Consider the following 21,059-nt stretch of genomic DNA (forward strand, 5'->3'; position numbering starts at 1 on the left):
ATTACAAGGACGTCGATGAAACCGCATTTTCTGTTCTGGCCACTGCTGGCCATGAGCGCGCTTGGCCACGCCCAGGTGCCTGACGAGGGCTTGCAGTTCTCGCACAAGGACTGGGACCTGGCCTGCAACAAGACCGATGAATGCCTGGCCATGGGCTACTCGCCGGGCGACGGCATCGATGGCGTCAGCCTGGCCTTGCAACGCGAGGCGGGCCCCGATGCGCCGATCAGTGGCTATCTGCTGTACGCCGACATCAAGGCCGAGCCGCCGGTGGTGCCGGTCAGGCTGATGATCGACGGCGCCGACCTGGGCGAGCTGAACCAAGATGGCGACACCAGCTTCTCGCTCTCCGAGGACCAGGTCGAGGCACTGATGGGCAGGTTGTCCGGCAGCGCCGAGATCACCTTTGTCGATCGCCAGGGCAGCTCACGGACCTTGTCCGATGCGGGCGCCGCCGCCGTACTGATCAAGATGGACGAACTGCAGGAGCGCCTCGGCACGCCGGGGGCGGCGATCAGAAAGGGCGACGAGAATGAGGAGTGGGTCCCCCGGCCCCGCCCTCGTCCACCGGCGGTCGAGCATCCGCCCTTGGTGGAAAACCGCCCGGGCGATGCCCAGTTGGCGGATGACCCAGCGTTGCGCCAGGCGCTGGCCAAAACCGTCAATACCCTGCACCCCTGCCCTGATCTTGAGGCAGGGAACAGCGCCAAGCCCTTGACGATCGAGCGGCTCGACGAACATCGGCTGGTGGTCAGTACGCAGTGCTCGGCCAACAGCTTCAACACCGCCACGGGGTTCTGGGTGGTCGAGGACCGGCCGCCGTACCTGGCGCAACTGGTGACCGAGGCCGGCACCCAGTTCGACCGGCGCTACGCGCAGATCAGCTCATGGCAGCTGCGGCGGGCGCTGGGGGATTGCCAGCTGCATTCTTACTGGGTGTGGGACGGGATGCGTTTCGTGCTGAGCTACCGCAATGGCTACAACCGCTGCCGCGGGTTCAGGTACGGGGCATGGAGCATGCCGACCTACCTGCGCTGATGGCGCCCCTCACTCCCCCGTCTGGCGCTTGGCGTTCTTCTTGACGATGGCTTTCATCCGCGTTGCCGCGCGCTGCACGGTGGCCATCTTTTCCGGCCGCTTCATGCCCCGCCATTTGCGGATTTCCTCGCGGGTGCGGCCACAGCTCACGCACAGCTCGCTGTTGAGCTGGCACAGCGAGACGCAGGGGTTGTCGATGTCTTTGGCCATGGGGCTCCTCCTTCACGGGCGCGGATCATAACGCAGCGCCCGACACGCGCATATTGCAGGCATACCCGGCCTGTATATATGATAAGTATTATCGTTTGCGATATCGACTCATCTGGCGCCCTCCCACCATGCTCCCATCCCCTGACAGCAGCTTCTGTGATGTGGCCCTGCTCTACCGCCAGCAGCACGGCTGGCTGAAGACCTGGCTCCGGCACCGGCTCAACTGCTCGCAGAGCGCAGCGGACCTGGCGCAGGACACCTTCATGCGGCTGCTGGCCAAGGAGCAGGTGCCGCACCTGCATGCGCCGCGGACCTTTCTGGCCAAGGTGGCGCAGAGCGTACTGTGCAACCACTACCGCCGGCAGAAACTCGAGCGTGCCTACCTCGAGGCACTCGCGGCAATGCCCGAGCAGGTCGCGCCCAGCCTGGAAACCCAGGCCATCCTGCTGGAAACCCTGATCGCCCTCGACACGATCCTCGAAGGCCTCGAGCGGCCGGTGCGCGAGGCGTTTCTGCTGTCGCAGCTGGAGGGTCTGGGGCATGGGGAAATCGCCGAGCGGCTCAACGTGTCGATCACCACGGTGAAGCGCTACATCGGCAAGGCCGGAGCTCTGTGCATCATGCTCGATGACAGCCTGGACCTGGCATGACCGCCGCCAGCCCCGCTTCGATCTCCGCCGAGGTAGCCGAACAGGCCATGCACTGGCTGCTCGAACTGCAAGAGCAGGATGTCAGCGACGCCACGTTTGCCGCCTGGATGAGCTGGCGCCAGGCCCACCCGATGCACGAACACGCCTGGCGACGCGCCGAGGTCTTCGCCCAGCGCATGGGTGAAATGCGCGGCCCCGGCCAGCGCACCCTCGCCCGCGCGGCGCTGCACCCAGGCGCGTCGCGGCGCACCGCACTTAAGCAGTTGAGCGTGTTGCTGGCGGCGGGTGCCGGCGCCTGGTACCTCAAAGACAGCGCGCTGGTGCAGGACTGGAGCGCCGACTACCACAGCCGCGTCGGTGAGCAGCGGCGCTTGGCGCTGGCCGCCGATATCCAGGTCGAGCTCAACACCGACAGCGCCATCAACGTCGCCTTCGCGCGTGACAGCCGACGCATCACGCTGCTGCGGGGCGAGATACTGGTCACCCGCGACACCCTCGCCGATGGCCGTTTGCTGTCGGTCGAAACGGCCCAGGGCCGGCTCGAATCGGCCTTGGCGCAGTTCAGCGTGCGGCAGCGGGCCGGGCTTACCCAGGTGAGCGTCTACCAGGGTGAGCTGATGATCAGCCCTGCCCTGTTCGCCCATCAGCCCGTCACCTTGAACGCTGGCGAGCAAGCCAGCTTCAGCCGCCAGCAGATCACCGCCCGGCAGCCCGTGGCACTTGCGCCGCCAGCCTGGAGCCAGGGCATGCTGGTTGCCCAGGGCCAGCGCCTGGCGGAGTTCCTCGATGAGCTGGGCCGCTACCGCCGCGGTCACCTGGCCTGCGACCCGGCCGTGGCCGACCTGCGCGTGTCGGGCACCTTCCCCTTGGACAATACCGAAAAAATCCTTCTTGCTGTCGCCGACACCTTGCAGCTCGATGTGCAGCACTTCACCCGCTACTGGGTGACCCTGAAACCGCGGCTGGCCTGACGCTGAAAAAAAGTTGCGCATGGGTGGTCCGATTTGGTTTCTCGCGAGACTTAACCCCCAGACACTTACTGCAATGGGGAAAAACGCGTGAATCTCACCGCTCGCAAACGCCAGGGCTGGCACCTTTCGGTCAAGCACAAACTCGCCGTCGCCGTGGTGCAAGGCATCGCCTGCATGGGCGCGGGTGCGCCGCTGCTGATGCTGCCGACCTGGGCCACCGCCGCCGAGCAGGCCCAGCAGGACTTCGACATCCCTGCCGGGCCGCTGGCGCCTGCCCTGACCCGCTTCGGCCAGGCCGCACATATCCTCTTGTCTTACCCCACGTCGCTGACCGAAGGGCGCAGCACCTCGGGCCTGCAGGGTCACTTCGACGTCGACCAGGGCCTGGCCATCCTGCTCGCCGGCACCGGCCTGCAAGCCAGCCGCAGCGCCAACGGCAACTACTCGTTGCAGGCCAGCAACAGCACGGCCATGGAGCTGGGCGCGGTGTCGATTTCCGGCAAGGCGCCGGGCTCGACCACCGAAGGCACCGGGCTCTACACCACCTATTCGTCGAGCAGCTCGACGCGCCTGAACCTGACGCCCCAAGAAACCCCGCAGTCGATGACGGTGATGACCCGCCAGCGCCTGGATGACCAGCGCCTGACCACCCTCACCGACGCGCTCGAAGCCACCCCCGGCATCATCGTCATCCGCGATGGCCTCGGCGCGGAGACCGATGCCTACTGGTCGCGCGGCTTCGCCATCCAGAACTACGAGGTCGACGGCGTGCCGACCAGCACCCGCCTCGACAACTACTCGCAGAGCATGGCCATGTACGACCGGGTCGAAGTGGTGCGCGGCGCCACCGGCCTGATCAGCGGCATGGGTAACCCGTCGGCGACCATCAACCTGATCCGCAAACGCCCCACCGCCGAAGCGCAGGCCAGCATCACCGGCGAAGCAGGCACCTGGGACCGCTACGGCACGGGCTTTGACGTGTCCGGGCCGCTGACCGAGTCCGGTAACGTGCGCGGGCGTTTCGTCGCCGACTACAAGACCGAAAAAGCCTGGATCGACCGCTACAACCAGCAGTCGCAGCTGATCTACGGCATCACCGAATTCGACCTCAGCGAAGACACCCTGCTGACCATGGGCTTCAGCTACCTGCGCAGCGATGTCGACTCGCCGCTGCGCTCCGGCCTGCCCACGCGCTTCAGCACTGGCCAGCGCACCAACCTCAGCCGCTCCCTGAACGCCGCGCCAGACTGGTCGTACAACGACCACGAGCAGACCAGCTTCTTCACCTCGATCGAGCAGCAACTGGGCAACGGCTGGAGCGGCAAGGTCGAGCTGACCCACGCCGAAAACAAGTTCGACGAAGTGTTCAACTTTGCCATGGGCGATCTCAACCCCGATGGCAGCGGCCTGACCCAGCTGCCAGTGCGCTTCTCCGGCACTCCGCGCCAGGACAATCTCGATGTGTACGTCACTGGCCCGTTCGGCCTGTTCGGGCGCGAGCATGAGCTGATCACCGGTGTGACCCTGTCGCAGTACCAGGAGAGCACCCCGAGCTGGGGCGGTTGGCGCTACGACTACGCAGGCTCGCCGGCGGGCGCCATCGACAACCTGTTCGACTGGGATGGCGACTCGGCCAAGGCGGCCTTCACCGAGAGCGGCAAGTCGTCGATCGACGAAGACCAGTACGCGGCCTACCTGACCTCGCGCTTCAGCGTCACCGACGACCTCAGCCTTATTCTCGGCAGCCGCGTCATCGACTGGAAACGCGACACCTCGGACCGCCCTTACGGTGGCGCAGAAACCCAGGTCAAGCGTAAAGAGAGCGGTGTGTTCATCCCCTACGCCGGGGTGGTCTACGACCTCGACCAGACCTGGTCGGTGTACGCGAGCTACACCAAGATCTTCAACCCGCAAGCGTCGTGGGTCACCGACGAAGCCAACCAACCGCTCGACCCGATGCAAGGCGTCGGCTACGAGATCGGCCTCAAGGGCAGCCACCTCGACGGCAAGCTCAACTCGAGCCTGGCGGTGTTCAAGCTCGAGCAGGACAACCTGGCGATCTGGCAACACGACAACGTCTACAGCGCCGAACAGGACACCACCTCCAAGGGTATCGAGCTGGAGCTCAACGGCGAGCTCGCCGAAGGCTGGCAGGCTTCGGCCGGTTATGCGTATTCGGTGACCACAGATGCCGACGACCAGCGCATCAACACCAACCTGCCGCGCAACAGCTTCAAGACCTTCACCAGCTACCGCCTGCACGGGCCGCTGGACAAGCTCACCGTGGGCGGCGGGGTGAACTGGCAGAGCAAAGTCGGCGCCGACCTGCACACGTTCAGCCAGGGCAGCTATGCGGTCACCAACCTGATGGCCCGCTATGACATCAACCAGCACCTCAGTGCCTCGGTCAACCTTAATAACGTGTTCGATCGCGAGTACTACAGCCAGTCGGGGCTGTATGGCGTGTACGGCGCACCGCGCAATGTGATGACCAGCTTCAAGTACAGCTTCTGACCGTACCTGTAGTGGGTGCCTGAGAGGCTGGGGCCGCTTTGCGACCCTTCGCGGGTAAACCCGCTCCCACAGGGAAAGCGCTTACCTCTAGAACGGCGCGGGGCCCTGTGGGAGCGGGTTTACCGGGACGCCGGACCGCCGCGAAGGGCTGCAAAGCAGCCCCAGGCCAGGCGGTGAAGCCTTAACTGCCTGGCATTGGGGCTTGTCCCGCGATGGCGTCAGTCTTGCCGGCTGGCCACAGCGGCGCTGAGCAGCGCATTGACCTGCAACGCCAGCGACTCCAGGGCAAACGGCTTGGTCAGCATCGCCGTCGACGGCGGCAGCGGTTCGTGCGGCAGCGGCTGCGCATAGCCGGTCATGAACACTACCGGCAGCCCCGGCCGCGACAGGCGCCCCGCCTCGGCCATCTGTCGGCCATCCATCGGACCCGGCAGGCCGATGTCGGTGACCAGCAGGTCGATACGTGTATCCGAGCGCAGCAGTTGCAGCCCGGCCAGGCTGTCCGCCGCCTCGACCACGACATAGCCCAGGCAGCTCAGCGTCTCGCTGACGAACATGCGCACCGACGACTCGTCATCGACCACCAGCACGGTCTCGCCCGACGCCGCCAACGGCACCTCGGCCTTCGCCAGCTGTTGCCCGGGCGCTGGCGCCGCGACAGCATGGCTGGGTAACTGCAGGTACACGCGGGTGCCGTCGCCGGGCGAGGACTGGAGCTTCACCTGGCCGCCCGACTGCTTGGCAAAACCGTAGATCATCGACAAGCCCAGCCCGGTACCGGCGCCTACCGGCTTGGTGGTGAAAAACGGCTCAAAGGCCTTGCCCACGGTCTCAGCGCTCATGCCCACGCCGTTATCCGCGACGCAGATGGTCAGGTACGCCCCTGGGCTCAGCTCTGGATCAAGCTCGGGCCCAGGCTCGAGCTGATGATTGGACGTCGTGATCAGGATCCTGCCACCCCCCGGTAACGCGTCACGGGCATTGATGGACAGATTGAGCAGGGCATTCTCCAACTGTGCGGGGTCGATCAGGCAGGTGCTGGAACCACCGGTGAGCTCGACCTGCACATCGATCGACGGCCCTACCGAACGCTGGATCAGCTCTTCCATGCCACTGATCAAGGCATTCACATCGGTGGCCACCGGCACCAGCGTCTGCCGGCGCGAAAACGCCAGCAGGCGGTGGGTCAAGGCGGCGGCACGCTGGGCCGCGCTATGGGCAACCGCCAGGTAGCGCTCGATGTCGGCCACGCGCCCCTGGTTCAAGCGCAGCCTGATCAGATCAAGGCTGCCGGTGATCCCCGCCAGCAGGTTGTTGAAGTCATGCGCGATGCCGCCGGTCAACTGCCCCACGGCTTCCATCTTCTGGGCCTGGCGCAGCGCCGCCTCGGCCGCTTCACGCTCGGCAATGGCGTCGCTGATGCGCGCCTCCAGGGTGTGGTTGAACTCGACCAGCGCCGATTCGGCGTTTTTCCGTGCCGTTACATCGATGGACGAGCCAATCAGCCCCATGACCTCCCCGCTGTCACTGAGCAGCGGCGCCTTCACCGACAGCCAGATGGTCGCCGAGCCATCCGGCATGTCGACCTGCTCTTCGATCTGCTCGGCCTTGCCGCCATGCATGATCCGCTGATCGGTGGCCATGACCTGGCGCGCCTGGGCCTTGTCCTCGAGAAACTCCAGGTCCGTCTTGCCCAGGTAGAATTCGGGGGGCTTGCCGATCAGTTGCGTGGTGCCCTGGTTGGCCACCAGCATCCGCCCCTCGAGGTCCTTGGCATACACCACCCCGGGCACGGCGGCGGCAAAGGTGCGCAGCAAGGCCGACATGCGGTCGCGCTCGGCTTCGGCAACGCGGCGCGACTCGATGTCCATCAGCACACCGGGGAAGCGCACGGCGCGGCCTTCGCTGTTCAGCTCGGCACGGCCGTTGGCCTCGACCCAGCGGTAGCCGCCGTCGTCCTGCCGCACCCGGTACTCACAGCGGAAGGCCCCACCGCGCGCCATGGCCTGGGCAATGTCGCCAGCGACCCGCTCGCGGTCTTGCGGATAGATCGACGAGAACGCCCGCTCCAGGCTGATACCCGCCATGCACTGATCGGCCGGCAGCCCGAACGAGCGGGCAAACCGCGCGTCGGCCCTGACGCAGTCGTTGGGGATGTCCCAGACCCAGGTACCGATGATGGCCCCGGCGTCCAGCGCCAACTGCAAGCGCTCGGCCGCGTCGGTGGGGAACGCCTCGGGCTCCTGCTGCGCGCTGGCGGCCTGGCTGCCGGAGGGATAGTGCGGGGTGTCTTGACTCATCAATGGCCTCAGCATCGTCAGGCAATTGGCACGGTTAACGCCTGGCGCTAGAGAATACCGCGTCGCACGCCGGCGTGCTGCTTTGGCGCACAACACTGCAACCCGTAGTTGAGAATCAATATCGACTTCTATACAGTTCGGCGCACTTCCCAAGCGACCGTCCAGTTCCGATCATGGCCCCCCGCGAACGTCTTCCGCTGACTCGACTCGTCGAGACTCACTACGAAGAGATCAAAAGCTACCTGCAGCGCAAGACCGGCTCCGCCTCCACGGCGGCGGACCTCGTCCAGGAAACCTGGCTGCGGGTCGCCCGACATGCCGCCAAGCTGCCGGACAACCCGCTGGGTTATATCTACCGCACCGCCAGCAACCTGTTGCTCGACAAGCAGCGCCACGAACAGATGCATGGCCGTTACTTCAGCGACGACGCCGACCTAGAGGCCAGCCAGTGCCCACTGACCACGCCGGACGAGGCAGCCGTCGTGCAGCAAGAGATGCAACTGTTGGCGGATGCCGTGCGCGACCTGCCGGAAAAGTGCCGGGCGGTGTTTCTGCTCTACCGCGGTGAAGAGCTGAGCGCCCGGGAGATCGCCGAGCGCCTGAACATCAGCGTCAGCACCGTCGAGAAGCACATCGCCAAGGCGATGCAGCATTGCCGCCAGCGCCTGACCGATGCGCGAGGAGCGCCATGATGCCTTGCCCATCGTCACCCAGAGGCCGCCTATGAATCAGCGCGCCGAAATCCCCGAAGCCCTCTACGAACAAGCCTCACTGTGGCATGTGCGGCTGCGCGAAGCCGACGCCGATGACGCGCTGCGTGATGCCCATCGCCGCTGGCTCGCCGCCGACCCTCTACACGCCCACGCCTGGGCCGAGACGCTGCAGTTATGGGGGCAACTGGCGATGCCGGTGGCCCGTGTGCGCGCCGAACAACAGGCCCGCTGGCACAGCCGCCATGGCGCACACCGGCGCTTCAAGCAACTGGCGCTGGCCGCCTGCCTGGTTGCGAGCGTGACCCTCGGTGCGCTCTGGCAGCAAGACGCACTGGACGGTCTGGGCAGCGACTATCACACCGCCGTGGGCGAACGTCGCAGCGTCGAGCTGGCCGATGGCAGCCGCGTCGAACTCAACACCCACAGCGCCATCGATGTGGACTTCAGTGAGGGTCGGCGCACGGTTCGGTTGATCCGCGGCGAAGCCTGGTTCGCGGTGCACAAAGATCCGAACCGGCCCTTCATCGTCAGCGTGCCGTTTGGCCAGGTGAAAGTCACCGGCACCCGCTTCAACGTTCGCCTGCAAGCGCAACAGGCCACCGTGAGCCTGCTCGAAGGGCGCGTCGAGCTGAGCGGCGCCGGCCAGGTCGCGGTACTCGAACCTGGGCAGCAGAGCAGACTGCTGGCCGATGGCCTGACGCCGCCTGACGCGTTCGATGCGCAGACGGTGGACGCCTGGCGCCAGGGCCAACTGGTGTTCTACCGCACGCCGCTCAAGGCGGTTATTAGCGAGCTGGAACGCTATCACCCCGGGTACATTTTCATTCGTAACCCGGCATTGGCCGAGCTGCCGGTTTCCGGGGTGTTCAGCACCCGCGAACGCGGCGCGGCGTTGCGGGCGTTGCATGACACCTTGGGTGTGGAGGTGCAGGAAATCGGCTTGGGTGTGGTGCTGCTGCGCTGAGGCACAAACAGCCCTGGCTACTCCAGATCCTGGGGCCGGTTTGCGGCCCTTCGCGGGCAAGCCCGCTCCTACAGGAAGCGCGCCGCTCTCAGGGTCAGCGCAATACTTGTAGGAGCGGGCTTGCCCGCGAAGGGCTGCAAAGCAGGCCCAGAACAGCCAATACGAATTCAAAGCGAAAAATATTTGCTCAGCCACTGGGGGTAACCCCAACCATGCTTCGTTATCCATGCGAACGTGAATGAATTGCATTTGCGCACGACACGATGGAAAGGGAGTACCGGGGAATGGGTGTTATTGCCACTGAACGGCTGTCGACAGACCGCTACGTGAAGGCTGCGGCCATCAGCTATGTGTTTCTGCTGGGAGCACCGCTCTTCGCGCACGCAGCCGAGCCGGCGGCGAGTGCGGTCACCAGCAATCAACGGCAGTACTCACTCGACCTGCCTGCCAGTGCATTGCCCCGAAGCCTGACGGCGCTGTCGATCGCCACCGGCCAGCAGTTGCTATACACCAACGACCAGGTCTTCGAGCACCACTCGGCCCCCGCTTTGCGAGGTCGCTACACCCTGCCCCAGGCGCTTGACCAATTGCTGCAAGGCACAGGCATCGTCTGGCGCCGCACCGGCCCAGGCGTGCTGACCCTGGAAAGCGCACCGCGTGGCGAGGCCCTCGCCCTCGACGCGACCCGCGTCGATGCCCACGGCCTGGGAGCGACCACCGAAGGCACCGGTTCCTACACCACCGGCGTGACCAGTACTGCAACCCGCATGAACCTTTCGGTTCGCGAAACGCCACAGAGCATCAGTGTCATCACCCGTCAGCAGATGGACGACCAGCACCTCGCAAGCGTGACCGATGTGCTCAAGCAGAACCCGGGTATCACCATGTCCCAGGACGGCGGCGAGCGCTTTCATATCTACTCGCGTGGCTCTGAGATCAGCACCTACCAACTCGACGGCGTCAACACCACCCAGGAATACCTGACCCGCAACATGCCCAGCACCCTGCTCGACATGGCCCTGTTCGACCGCGTGGAAATCGTCCGCGGCGCCACCGGCCTGATGACCGGCGCGGGTGAGCCCAATGGCGTGGTCAACCTGGTGCGCAAGCGGCCGACGCGCGAGTTCCAGTCCTACGTTCAGGCTGGGATCGGCTCCTGGGACTACTACCGCGCCGAGGCGGACGTCTCCGGCCCACTGATCGACAGCGGCAAACTGCGTGGCCGAATGGTCGCCGCCAAACAGACCAACCACAGCTTCATGGACTGGTACAAACAGGAGCGCGACCTGCTGTATGGGGTACTCGAAGCAGACCTGAGCGACACCACTACCCTGCGCCTTGGCGTCGACTACCAGACGTACGATGCCGATGGCGCGCCCGGTGTTCCGCTGTTTTTCAGCAACGGCGCGGCCACCGATTTTTCCCGTTCGACCAGTTCCGGCCCGCGCTGGATGTATGAAGACCTGACCACCAAGAACTACTCGCTGGGCCTGGACCAGGAACTCGCAAACGGCTGGCAACTGAAGCTGGCCGCTAACTACATGGACGTCGACCGGGACTCGCTGTCGGCGTTTTACCGGACCGGCGCCGGCGTTTCCACCCTCGACCAGGCGACTGGCAGCGCGATGGCTGACTTGCTGCAGGTGTCTGCCCACCAAGTGCAGAAAGGCCTCAACGTTACCTTGCAGGGGCCGTTCGAGCTGCTTGGTCAGTCGCACGAGGTCATCGCCGGGTTCGACTATCTGGACTACGAAAACAACCACTTCACCGGTACCGCCGGCCCCGCCAATTTCAATTTCTATACCTGGGACAACCGCATCAGCGAGCCCAGCAGCTACTCGCCCCTGCTGGACTACGACGTGTTCATTCGCCAGACCGGTTACTTCCTGGCTACCCGGCTCAACTTCACCGACGATCTGCACCTGATCCTCGGGGCTCGCGGTACCAACTACCGGTATGACTCCATCCAGGTAGTACTCACCCCCGGCGGCAGGAGCAGCCCGTCGGCCCTGCACGAGCGCGGCGAAGTCACGCCTTATGCCGGCCTGGTGTATGACCTGACAGCGGAACAATCGATCTACGCCAGCTACACCGACATCTTCAAACCGCAGACTGCTCGCGATCGCACCGGCAAGGTACTCGACCCGGTCGTGGGCCTGAACTACGAGATGGGCTGGAAGGGTGAGTTCCTGGAAGGCCGCCTGAACAGCAGCGCGGCGGTCTACCTGATCAAACGGGACAACCTGGCGGAACGGGATGGACTTTTCCTGGTGTCCGGCAGCACCGACAATGCCTACCGCGCGGTCAGCGGTGCCAAAACCAAAGGTATCGATCTCGAGCTGGCGGGCGAAGTACTGCCGGGCTGGAACGTGCATACCGGTTACAGCCATTCGCGCACCGAAGATGCCAGCGGCACGCGTCTGACCCCACAATTGCCGCTGGACACCTTCCGCCTGTGGACGACCTATCGCCTGCCCGCCGAGTGGGACCGCCTGACCGTCGGCGGCGGGGTCAACTGGAACGCGCAGCAGTCGATGAAGACCAGCTACAACACCCGCATCGTTCAGGACGACTACGCCGTCGCCAGCCTCATGGCGCGCTATAAGCTCAACGCAAATCTCGCGGCGACGCTGAATCTTGAAAATCTCTTCGACAAGCATTACTACGCGGGCCTGGCGGGCAACTATGGGCACTATGGGGCGCCTAGAAACGCAACGCTCAATCTGCGCTATGACTTTTAAATCCGAGCTTCTTTGCGCCAGGTAAGACAAAGGAACGCGTCAAGGTTGCCGAGAGTCTGAATCTAAGACCCACAACCGTATGATTCAGAGGCGGCCGCACATGAGCTTCATCGTCTGGGTCGCCATGCTCGGTGCCGTCTTGCTGCTGCTGGCGCTGACCTCGTCCTACCTGCGCTGGATACCGGTCACCACCTCGGTGGTCTGCCTGGGCCTGGGAGTTGCGCTTGGCCCTGCAGGGTTGGGGCTGCTGCAACTGGACCTGGCCCAGGCGAGCGGCTGGATGGAGCACCTCACCGAAGTCGCCGTGCTGTTTTCGCTGTTTGTCAGCGGCCTCAAGCTGCGCCTGCCGCTGAGCAGCCACAGCTGGCGGGTGGCGTTCTGCCTGGCCGGGCCGGTGATGCTGCTGTGCATCGGCGGGGTCAGCCTGCTGCTGCACTACGGCCTGAACATGGGCTGGGGCGTGTCGGTGCTGATCGGGGCCATTCTGGCGCCCACCGATCCGGTGCTGGCCACCCTGGTGCAGGTCAGCGACGCCCAGGACTATGACCGGGTGCGCTTCAGCCTGTCGGGGGAAGCGGGCCTGAACGATGGCGTGGCCTTCCCTTTCGTGATCCTCGGCCTGTTGCTGCAGAATCAGGCCAGCGGCACCCCGTGGTTCACTGACTGGCTGTTGCAGGACGTGCTCTGGGCGGTGCCGGCGGGCCTGCTGTGCGGCTACTGGATGGGCCGCGGCCTGGGCAAGTTGACCCTGTACCTGCGTATCCAGCACGACGACAGCACCGTCTCGCCCAACGACTACCTGACCCTGGCCCTGATCGCCATGGCCTACGTGGTGGCCGAGCTGATCCATGGCTATGGGTTTCTCGCGGTATTTGCCGCAGGCCTGGGTTTGCGGCAAGCCGAAGTGCACACCAGTACCCGCTCGCATAAACCCGCCGAACACCTGGTGCAGCCGGTGGTCGGCCACCAGCACGTGGCGCCCGAGCATGCCGTCAAAGGCGATGTGACAACGCTGGAAGACACCCAGGTCGCGGCGGGCATCATGCTCGGCGACATGCTGTCGTTTGGCGGCCTGGTGGAGCGGGCGATGGAAGTGTTTCTGGTGACCCTGCTAGGCGTGGTGCTGCTCGAGCACTGGGACTGGCGCGCACTGATCGTGGCCGGGGCGCTGTTTGTGTTCATTCGTCCGCTGAGCATCCTCATGGTGCCCTGGCGACGGCTGCTGGACATGCGCCAGCGCGGCTTGCTGGGCTGGTTCGGGATCCGTGGCATCGGCAGCCTGTACTACCTGTTCTACTCGCTCAACCACGACCTGATGCCGGCGGTCGCGGCCTCGAGTACCAACCTGACGTTATCGGTGGTGGCGTTGAGCATTGTCGTGCATGGCCTGAGCGTTCAACCGCTGCTCGAGCGCTACGCGTCCGGCAAGCGGCCAAGCTGATGCGGCTGCGGCTGGCGTGAGCCGGCTGGGGCTGTCTCGCCGCCCCAGCCGATTCAGGCTATATGCCGCGCTTACCTACGACGGCAACACCAACCCCGCAGAAGGATCACTCTCCCCTGCCCGGTGCGTCCCCTCCGGCGCCGGCTTTGCAGTCGACTGCCGAACAGTCTCGGTGATCGCCTGCTTGGCCTCCTCACCCTTGGCCTTCAAGGTGTCGGTCAAGCGGTCACTGCTGGCCCCGAGCAACTCATCTTCCTTCTGCGTGCCGGGCAACGCCGCGCCCAGCGCTGCGCCCAGTGCGATGCCCAATGCGGCGAGGACCAGCGGTTGCTCTTTGAGCAGATGATCGAACTGCCCTTTCAGCGCCGAGGCCTGAGCGCCGATCTGCCGGGCGCCGCCGCGCAGGCTGTCAGCAGAGCCCTCCAGCGAGTCACGGGCACCGTGCCCGAGCTCGCCGGCCCGCTCACGCAGGTCATGCGCCTGGGTGCGCACGCTGTGGCCAGCATCGTGCAGCGCTTCGCCAGCATGGGCGAAGGCGCCTTTGACGCTGTCCACCGCCTCGCCGAGTTTTTCCCCGATGCCAGGCCCAGCGGTTGCCGGCCCTGGGTTGAACGGCCGATTCTGGTTGAGGCCCAGCCAGGCCAGGCCTAGCACCGTCAAGGTCGCGGGCACAGGATTGTTTTTCAGGGTGGTGCCCAGGTTATGCAGGAACTCGCCCCCATTGCCCTTGCTGTAGGCCAGCAGCTGATCCATCAGCTGGCCCGGGCTCAGGCGTTGCTCCAAGGCATCGACCAGGTCACTGATGTGTTCACGCTTGGCGTTGATCTCCTGCTCGAGCAGGTCGGGGTCCTTGTGGGTGTCATGTTCAAAGGAGGTACTCATGGCAGTTTCCTCTTCAACGCGTCCTTGTCCTGCTGCATGGCATGCAGCGTGCGATCGGGTGTCAGCTGCGCAGGGTCGAACTGCTTCTTGCCGGACTGCAGCATGATCATGCCGATGACCACCGTTACCCCGCCGACGATCACTGCCGCCAGCCAGGGCTCGACGAACATCGACAGGCCATACACCGCCGCCAGCAGCAAGATGATGAACCCCGCCAGCAGCACGATGGCGCCCGCCGCCACGGCGGCAGTGCCGGCCTTCAAGGCCGTGAGGTTGTGCTGCAATTCCGCCTTGGCCAGCGCCAGCTCCTTGCTGAACAGCTCGGGCACTTCTCGCATCAATTGGCGCAGCAGGCCGCCGACGCCGACCGGATCTTCAGCCGGTGTGTGCAGCGCAGGCGTCACTTGGAGAGGGTCCTTGTTCATCACTCACCTCCTTTGAGCGGGTCACGCTCGAATGGGCTGCCGCCAACCGGCGTGCCGCCGCCCATGCCGACCGAGTCGACCGGGGTGTAGGGCTTGTGGGTCGACACGTCACTGGCGCGGTCGGGGCTGGGCGGTGTGCTCTGGTAGGGCGCGCTGGCACCGAACTCCGGCGTGGGGGCCGCTGACGCCGAAGCGGCCGGCGCGTGGTTGGCGCTGGCCCGCAGGAAGCGCGACAAGGCGAAACCGATCGCCACACTCCCCGCCAGGAACAACCCGGGGTTGTCCTGTGCCAGCCGCGAGCCGCGCCGCAACAGGTCTTCGGCGCTCTCGTGGCGCATGCGCTCGGCAAAGCTGCCGATGTGCTCGGCCGCCTCGCTCAGGTAGTGGGACACCCCCAGGGTATCGTTGCCCTGCAACGCCGACGCGGCGGAGCGAGCCCCTTCCTTCAACGAGTCGAGCTGGTCGGCTGCGGTGTCGCGGTAGTGCTCAAAGTGCTCGGTGCCTTGGGTCTTGGCCTCCCCCAGCAGGGCACCGGCTTCGTCGGTAAGGGCGTGCAGATGATCCTGGGTGCTGTTCGGCGCCGAACCCTGGCTTTGATCGCGCTGTTCCATGGTCGTGTTCCTCGATGATGAAGACCCGGCAGGTGCCGAATCGTGTGTCATTCATTCGGGGGACGTAGCGCAGATGCCGGGAGTTCAGTCAGCTGGATCGGTGACCGATAGGCCCCGCACCAATGGCTTGCGCGGGGTATACAGGGGGCGCCAGGCAACGGGGCACGACGCATGGGCGCGGCGGGTGGATCACAGCTTGAAACGGACCCGGATCGTGCTTTTTTCGACCTGGCGATCGACGGTAATGGCCGTGCTGCCGTAGCCGGAATAGCTCTTGACCAGGCGCATGCCCAGCCCGGTGCCACTGGGCGTGGGATAGGTCTCGGGGAAGCCGTCACCTTCATCGGTCACGGTGATCAGCGCGTGGTCCAACGCGTCTTTGACGCTGACGCCAATGGTCCCCTTGCCATACTTGAGGGCGTTGGTGATCAGCTCGGAGATGACCAGGCCCAGCGGGGCCATGCGCTCGGGCGGCAGGATGAAGGGGTCTGCGTCGAGGAGGATGGTGCGGTCGGCCAACGCTTTACCGAGGTCGCCCAACAGGGCGGCGAGATAATCACAGGCGCGGACCTCCTGGGTAGCGGCATTCTGGTAAAGCCGCTCGTGCACGCTGGCGATGGTCACTACCCGCCCGGCGGCCGTCTCGAGCTGCAGCTTGACCGCCTCATCCGCCGCCAGGTTGGCCTGCAGCAACAGCAGGGTATTGACCAGGTGCAGGCTGTTCTTGACCCGGTGGTGGATTTCTTCGAGGTGGAAATCACTTTCGCTGAGTTTGCTGTGCTGCGCATCGATCAGCGAGCGCAACTGCGCTTCATGATGATGCCGCTCGGTGATGTCCCGAGAAACCGCGATGATCTTCTCGACACTGCCGTCGGCGGCGAAGATCGGCGCCACGGTGACGTCCCACCACTTCGGCTCACCTTGCGCGGTCGGGCACAACGCTTCGAAGCGGGTGGATTCACCGCACCCAACCTTGTCGATGGCCTCCGTCACCACCGCCGTGGACACCTCGGGCCAGAGCCGCGACCAGCGTTTGCCTTGCACCAGCGCCAGGTCGCCGATGTGCATCAGGCACATCCCGGCTTCGTTCATGAACTCGATGTCGCCGCTGGCCGAGAGGATCTTGACGCAATCCGGACTGGCGTTGAGCACGCTCTCTGAGTAGGGATTGGGCTTGTGCGCATCAGCGCCGGCCGCCAGACGCTCGACCGACATGGAAATGACGTTGGCGATTCCTTCCATGAATACCAGGTCGCTCTCGATGAAGTCATCACCGTCGCTACTGTCGGCTTCGAGCACGCCGAAGGGTATTGACGCCCCCCGAATGGGCACGTTGATCGCCCGCTCGATGCCGTACTTCTTGAGCAGCGAGGGGGTTCTGAAGCGGTGCTCCTGGCCCAGGTGATTGGACAGCACCGGCCGGTAAGTAGAAATAGCAAAACCCGCCGGGCTGGCCTCATCGCCGCCCACCCGGGCGCTGCCAATGTCGGAGTCATCCCAGCCCACGCCATGCGACAAGAGGAAGTCGCCCTCATCGACAACGGGGGTCAGCACCTTGGCGAAGCGGGTCTGCATACCGCTGGCCACGGTTGAGCAGGCCAGGGTCAGCAGCTCATCGAGATCGGACAGCTTGAGCGACCGCACGCCGAACTCGACCACCAGTTCATGCTGCTTGCGCAGCCTGGCATGGGACTTCTGCAGCGCCGCGCGGATGGTTTCGTCTGGAGGTGACTGTTGCATGGGATAACCCGGGCTGACCCTGGACGGGAGATGCGTCATCTTAGCCGGGCGGCAGGTGAAAGAGCCACTATGGCAGCTTGGAGCTGTTTGCTATTTATCCGGGCGCCGATAGAACTTTTGCCTATTAACCGGTCTATCTGGATACGCAGGGAGGACCTGTCAGGCGCGTCCTGAAACCTACCCCAGCGCATGTCCAATCGTTGACCAGGAGATGTCTTCGCTCATGAATTTCAATGTCCAACGCAGCCTCCTGCTGGGCCTGTTCGCGTTCATGGCCATGGGCGCGGCATCCGCCGCACAGATGAAGCCTGTCAGTGCAACCCAGGCAGCGCCCGCGCCGGCGGCGGCCGAGGTTGCCGAGAGTCCATGGCCGAGCCTGGCCAGCAGCGGTGTACCGTCCGGGCCATTGCTTGCCCATGACGACCGCGACGACCGCCATTGGCACGATCGCCGAGACGACTGGCGGCGTGACAACTGGCGCCGTGAACAATGGCGCCGTGAACAGCACCATCGCGAAATGGAACGCCGTCGGGACTGGGAACGCCGGCATGATCGCGCCATGCGCCACCGCTATGAAGCCGACCACCGGTACTATCGCCGCTGACGGCACACTATGCGCTTAGCGCATTCAGAAAAGCGCAATAAATATACAAATCACATAATTAGCTTAGAACCATAAAGCCTTTCACAAGCCCTCTTCATAACGCTAAGTTCACTAGCAACCGACCCCATTCCTGGCGGAGGCCGTCAACCACGACCTCTCCAGGAGTACCTCCATGCCCCAGCGATCCATCCTCGCCCTGGTCCTTGGCAGCAACCTGCTGTTCGCCGGCCTCGCCAGTGCCGCGCCACTCGAGCCGCTTCGCGTCGCCAATCAGAAGTCCGGCATCAAGCTGCTGCTGCAAGCCGCCGGCGAGCTGACTGACGTCCCTTACACCCTCGACTTTTCGGAATTCCCTGCTGCCGCCCCCTTGGGCGAAGCACTAAACGCCGGCGCAGTGGACGTCGGTGGCCTGGGCGATGCCCCGTATGTGTTCGCCCTGGGTGCCGGTGCGCCGCTCAAGGTGATCAGTATTACCCACGCCGACGGCCGCTTCTCGACGTCGATTCTGGTGCCCAAGGACTCCCCGCTGCACAGCGCCGCCGACCTCAAGGGCAAGCGCATCGTCACCAACCGCGGCTCGATCGGCCACTTTCTGGTGATCAAGGCCCTGCGCGATGTCGGCCTGCGCACCTCGGACGTGACCTTCGTCAACCTGCTGCCCACCGATGCGCGCAGCGCCCTGGAAAGCGGCAATGCCGACGCCTGGTCGACCTGGGACCCGTACACCACCATCGCCATCACCCAGAACGGCGCCCGCGTGCTGCGCCGGGGTGACGACCTGCTGACCAACAACCTGTACCTCGCCGCGACGGCCCAGGCGATAGAGGCCAAACGGCCGCAACTGGAAGACTTCGTCAAGCGCATCGAGCGCGCCTATCGCTGGGCCAACGGCCACCCGCGCGAGTATGCGCAAGCGCAGGCCAAGGTCACCGGGCTGCCGCTGGAGGTGCACCTGACCTCGGCCAGCAACACTGACTTCCAGCGCGTGGACATCACCGACGCGGTGATCGCCAACCTGCAGGAGACCGCCGATATCTACCGTGAAGAAGGCGTGCTCAGCCGCCCGGTAGACGTCTCCAACGGCTTCGACAAAAGCTTCAACGCCGCCCGTGCCCAAGGCGCCGCCAGCACCCCTTCGCAGGCCTCACGATGAGCCTGCACGTTGATCAGCCCCGAGGAGTCCACCGATGAGCGAGCACCCGCAGCCACACCCAGAATCCCTCAACCAACTGCTCGCCGACCTGCACGCGGAACGCCTGCGCAGCTGGGACCCGGCCGCCCTGCAAGTCAATATCGACCAGCGCCAGCGCTTGGTCGACGAGGCCCCGCAGCGCCACTTCGTCAAGGTCGGCGACCTGCTGCCGGCGTTCGAACTGAAGACCGTCGAAGGCGGCCTGCTCGGCCTTGATGAGCTGATCGACAACGGCCCGGCCGTGCTGGTGTTCTTCCGCTTCGCCGGCTGCCCGGCCTGCAACATCGCCCTGCCCTACTACGAGCGCAACCTGCAACCGGCCCTGCGCAAGCGCGGCGTGCCGCTGGTGGCGCTGAGCCCGCAGGTGGCCGGGCGGCTGGTGGAGATCCGAGACCGTCACCAGCTGACGTTGCAAGTGGCCAGTGACCGCAACAATGCCCTCGGCCGCCACCTGGGCATCCTCTACAGCTTCGACGACGCCTCGCGCCAGGCCTCACTGGCCAAAGGCCCGGGCATTGGCGAGGTCACCGGTACCGGCACCTGGGAGCTGCCGCAGCCGACCGTGCTGGTGATTGGCCGCGATCGCCGGGTGCACTACGCCCAGGTCAGCCCCGACTGGCTGGTACGGACCGAAGCGCAGCCGATCATCGACGCCGTCGATGCGCTGCTGGCCGCCAGCGGTGACATCCCCCATCGCGTGCGTTCAGGGCGGGTTGGCTGATGCCGCGGCAACTGCACCTTGCGCTGTTCGTCAGCCATGCCGGATCGCACCTGGCCGGGTGGCGTCACCCTCTGACGCAGGGTGGCAATGCGCTGGACATCCGCTATTACCAGCGCCTGGCCGAGCATGCCGAGGCGGCCAAGCTGGATATGCTGTTTGTCGCCGACAAGCTGGCCCTGGACGATATCCACGGTGGCAACTTCGATACGGCGGTGACCTGGCGCCCTACCGGCTCGCCCGAGCCGTTGGCGTTGCTCTCGGCATTGAGCGTCCTGACCCAGCGCATCGGCTTGGGCGCGACGGTCTCGACCAGCTATCACCAGCCGTACCATGTCGCCCGGCAGCTGGCCACGCTCGATCACTTCAGCGCAGGACGCGCGGCCTGGAACGCCGTGACCTCGGTGAATGACGGCGAGGCGCGCAACTTTGGCTTCGACCAGCACCTGGGGCATGCCGAGCGCTACACCAAGGCGGCGGAGTTTCTCGATGTGGTGCGCGGCTTGTGGGACACCTGGGAGGACGACGCGGTGCTGGCGGACAAGGCCTCGGGGCGCTATGTCGACGCCAGCCGGTTGCACTACGCGGACCATCAAGGCGACTGGTTCAAGGTGCGCGGGCCGCTCAACCTGCCGCGCCCGCCGCAGGGGCATCCGGTGCTGATCCAGGCTGGGGTGTCGGACGCATTTCAGTCGCTGGCAGCGCGCAATGCAGAGGTGATTTTCCCCGTGCAGTCGACGCTGGCAAAGGCCCAGGCGTTCTACAAGCAGTTCAAGGGCCAGGTGGTCGCGGCTGGGCGGCCGGCAGATGCCGTGAAGGTGTTGCCGGGGCTATATCCGATCGTGGCTGACAGTGATCAGCAGGCGCAGGACCTGGCGGCTGAGCTGGACGAACTGATCTTGCCGGTCAGTGGCTTGGCGTTCATGTCGGCGAGCATGAACTATGACCTTTCACAGCATGACCCCAACGCGCGGGTGCCGGATATCCGGGCGCAGATTCGCGGGAGCAAGGGCCGCTTCGACGTAGTGATCGGCAATGCCATCGAGGCGGGCTGGACGCTCGAGCAACTGGGGCGTTGGTATGCATCGAGCCTGGCGTTTGCCAAGATGATCGGCTCGCCGAAGACGGTCGCGGACCAGATCGAGCAATGGTTCGAGGAGCAAGGCGCGGATGGCTTCGTGATCATGCCGCCGTACATGCCGGGCGGTGCCGAGCGGTTTCTCGACAAGGTGGTGCCGGAGCTGCAGCGCCGTGGTTTGTTCAGGCGGGAGTATGCGGGGAGTACCTTGCGCGAGCATCTTGGGCTGAGCAAACCCGTGTCTCGCTATCAGTGACCGGCTTGATC

Annotated in this window: 18 protein-coding genes; 12 read left to right on the forward strand and 6 right to left on the reverse strand. The window is 65.0% G+C overall.

What is annotated here, in order from left to right; genetic code table 11:
• The first annotated feature begins 15 nt into the window (after window positions 1-15).
• Entirely contained in the window at window positions 16-1,038 is a 1,023-nt protein-coding gene (locus tag CCOS865_RS06370; RefSeq protein ID WP_167469019.1) for a DUF1176 domain-containing protein, read from the forward strand.
• Window positions 1,039-1,047: 9 nt separating this feature from the next.
• Here the strand turns inward: CCOS865_RS06370 and CCOS865_RS06375 are convergent, their stop codons facing one another.
• A complete protein-coding gene (locus tag CCOS865_RS06375) occupies window positions 1,048-1,248 on the reverse strand; it encodes a DUF1289 domain-containing protein (RefSeq protein WP_119138995.1) in 201 nt (66 codons plus the stop codon).
• 128 nt (window positions 1,249-1,376) lie between these two features.
• Here CCOS865_RS06375 and CCOS865_RS06380 point away from each other — a divergent pair, with 128 nt between their 5' ends.
• The 3 genes from CCOS865_RS06380 (at window position 1,377) to CCOS865_RS06390 (ending at window position 5,383) form a co-directional block, all read left to right on the forward strand.
• Window positions 1,377-1,898, forward strand: coding sequence for a sigma-70 family RNA polymerase sigma factor (locus tag CCOS865_RS06380; protein WP_119138997.1), 522 nt, complete (start codon window positions 1,377-1,379; stop codon window positions 1,896-1,898).
• Complete coding sequence (locus CCOS865_RS06385; RefSeq protein WP_119138999.1) at window positions 1,895-2,869, forward strand: FecR domain-containing protein; 975 nt, start codon at window positions 1,895-1,897, stop codon at window positions 2,867-2,869. Before CCOS865_RS06380 ends, CCOS865_RS06385 begins: the two co-directional genes overlap by 4 nt.
• A 174-nt stretch (window positions 2,870-3,043) precedes the next feature.
• On the forward strand, window positions 3,044-5,383 hold the full coding sequence (locus tag CCOS865_RS06390) for a TonB-dependent siderophore receptor (protein WP_208644507.1): 2,340 nt from the start codon (window positions 3,044-3,046) through the stop codon (window positions 5,381-5,383).
• Between the two features lie 218 nt (window positions 5,384-5,601).
• On the opposite strand, the gene CCOS865_RS06395 is transcribed toward CCOS865_RS06390, so the two are convergent.
• Complete coding sequence (locus CCOS865_RS06395; RefSeq protein ID WP_119139001.1) at window positions 5,602-7,683, reverse strand: hybrid sensor histidine kinase/response regulator; 2,082 nt, start codon at window positions 7,681-7,683, stop codon at window positions 5,602-5,604.
• Window positions 7,684-7,856: 173 nt separating this feature from the next.
• On the opposite strand from CCOS865_RS06395, the gene CCOS865_RS06400 reads away from it, so the two are divergent.
• The 4 genes from CCOS865_RS06400 to CCOS865_RS06420 all read left to right on the forward strand — a co-directional run bounded on the left by CCOS865_RS06400 (window position 7,857) and on the right by CCOS865_RS06420 (window position 13,542).
• Window positions 7,857-8,375 carry an RNA polymerase sigma factor gene (locus CCOS865_RS06400; protein ID WP_119139003.1) on the forward strand — a complete coding sequence of 173 codons (519 nt, stop codon included), beginning with the start codon at window positions 7,857-7,859 and terminating at the stop codon, window positions 8,373-8,375.
• A 31-nt stretch (window positions 8,376-8,406) separates the two neighbouring features.
• On the forward strand, window positions 8,407-9,360 hold the full coding sequence (locus CCOS865_RS06405) for a FecR family protein (protein ID WP_167469020.1): 954 nt from the start codon (window positions 8,407-8,409) through the stop codon (window positions 9,358-9,360).
• Between the two features lie 284 nt (window positions 9,361-9,644).
• The gene (locus tag CCOS865_RS06415) at window positions 9,645-12,101 is read left to right on the forward strand and encodes a TonB-dependent siderophore receptor (protein ID WP_119139007.1); all 2,457 of its coding nucleotides are present in this window, start codon (window positions 9,645-9,647) and stop codon (window positions 12,099-12,101) included.
• Window positions 12,102-12,201: 100 nt separating this feature from the next.
• Window positions 12,202-13,542 (forward strand): cation:proton antiporter, encoded by a 1,341-nt coding sequence (locus CCOS865_RS06420; RefSeq protein WP_119139009.1) that lies wholly within the window; start codon window positions 12,202-12,204, stop codon window positions 13,540-13,542.
• Between the two features lie 75 nt (window positions 13,543-13,617).
• On the opposite strand, the gene CCOS865_RS06425 is transcribed toward CCOS865_RS06420, so the two are convergent.
• From CCOS865_RS06425 to CCOS865_RS06440, 4 genes are all read right to left on the reverse strand, one after another.
• A complete protein-coding gene (locus CCOS865_RS06425; protein WP_119139011.1) occupies window positions 13,618-14,424 on the reverse strand; it encodes a DUF3618 domain-containing protein in 807 nt (268 codons plus the stop codon).
• Window positions 14,421-14,849 carry a phage holin family protein gene (locus CCOS865_RS06430; protein ID WP_119139013.1) on the reverse strand — a complete coding sequence of 143 codons (429 nt, stop codon included), beginning with the start codon at window positions 14,847-14,849 and terminating at the stop codon, window positions 14,421-14,423. Before CCOS865_RS06430 ends, CCOS865_RS06425 begins: the two co-directional genes overlap by 4 nt.
• Window positions 14,849-15,460 (reverse strand): hypothetical protein, encoded by a 612-nt coding sequence (locus CCOS865_RS06435; RefSeq protein WP_119139015.1) that lies wholly within the window; start codon window positions 15,458-15,460, stop codon window positions 14,849-14,851. Before CCOS865_RS06435 ends, CCOS865_RS06430 begins: the two co-directional genes overlap by 1 nt.
• 189 nt (window positions 15,461-15,649) lie before the next feature.
• Window positions 15,650-17,200, reverse strand: a complete 1,551-nt coding sequence (locus CCOS865_RS06440; protein WP_119139017.1) for a sensor histidine kinase — start codon at window positions 17,198-17,200, stop codon at window positions 15,650-15,652.
• A gap of 223 nt (window positions 17,201-17,423) precedes the next feature.
• Here CCOS865_RS06440 and CCOS865_RS06445 point away from each other — a divergent pair, with 223 nt between their 5' ends.
• From CCOS865_RS06445 to CCOS865_RS06460, 4 genes are all read left to right on the forward strand, one after another.
• Entirely contained in the window at window positions 17,424-17,804 is a 381-nt protein-coding gene (locus CCOS865_RS06445; RefSeq protein ID WP_119139018.1) for a hypothetical protein, read from the forward strand.
• A gap of 172 nt (window positions 17,805-17,976) precedes the next feature.
• Window positions 17,977-18,957: an ABC transporter substrate-binding protein gene (locus tag CCOS865_RS06450; RefSeq protein WP_119139020.1), complete on the forward strand. Its 981-nt coding sequence runs from the start codon at window positions 17,977-17,979 to the stop codon at window positions 18,955-18,957.
• Between the two features lie 34 nt (window positions 18,958-18,991).
• The gene (locus tag CCOS865_RS06455) at window positions 18,992-19,717 is read left to right on the forward strand and encodes a peroxiredoxin-like family protein (protein WP_119139022.1); all 726 of its coding nucleotides are present in this window, start codon (window positions 18,992-18,994) and stop codon (window positions 19,715-19,717) included.
• Window positions 19,717-21,048: an LLM class flavin-dependent oxidoreductase gene (locus CCOS865_RS06460; RefSeq protein ID WP_208644499.1), complete on the forward strand. Its 1,332-nt coding sequence runs from the start codon at window positions 19,717-19,719 to the stop codon at window positions 21,046-21,048. Before CCOS865_RS06455 ends, CCOS865_RS06460 begins: the two co-directional genes overlap by 1 nt.
• The last annotated feature ends 11 nt before the right edge of the window (window positions 21,049-21,059 follow it).

This window comes from Pseudomonas reidholzensis (assembly GCF_900536025.1).
Lineage (GTDB): Bacteria > Pseudomonadota > Gammaproteobacteria > Pseudomonadales > Pseudomonadaceae > Aquipseudomonas > Aquipseudomonas reidholzensis.